This is a genomic window from Bradyrhizobium sp. 2TAF24 (assembly GCF_052115025.1).
GTDB lineage: Bacteria > Pseudomonadota > Alphaproteobacteria > Rhizobiales > Xanthobacteraceae > Bradyrhizobium_A.
The window spans coordinates 1-492 of the sequence record NZ_JBFRFW010000076.1; the positions used below are offsets into that span (position 1 = coordinate 1).

1 protein-coding gene is annotated in these 492 nt (G+C 54.4%); it reads left to right on the forward strand.

Annotated features, from left to right (window positions below; genetic code table 11):
* Nucleotides 1-21: 21 nt before the first annotated feature.
* On the forward strand, nt 22-492 hold a 471-nt coding region (locus AB4Z37_RS32985), incomplete at its 3' end, for a PDC sensor domain-containing protein (RefSeq protein WP_441520882.1).

Here is a 492-nt window from a genome sequence, read left to right on the forward strand (position 1 = left end):
GGATGTGACAAAGGAGCGTGGATGAAATTTAGAAAGCAGCTCGCACGGAAACTGGCACTCGAATCTTCGCTTGGGCGCAGTATCACCTTTTTTATCGTGACATTGCTGCTGGCAGGGGTGGCGACCACCACCTGGACGCTGACCCGCTCCTGGGAGCGCGCGGTCGAGGATATTGAGCGCGATGCGGTTAACCTATCGATCTCGCAGGCGCGGCAAGCGGAAGATACCTTTCTTCAGGCGGAGTTGGTGCTGCGCGACAYTCGCCGTAATCTGCCGGTCGAGAACGTTGACCAGATCAATGCACCACAGTTTGATATCTATCTCGCCGATCTGAAATCCCGCCTGCCGCAGCTGCATGGTCTGATGGTCTATGACGCTCAGGGCAATATGAAATCGACGTCGTTTGGCAAAATCCCGGTGATGTCGAACAACAGCGACCGCGAATATTTTATCTATCATCGCCGTAATGGTCACGGTAGCGTGCACATTGGT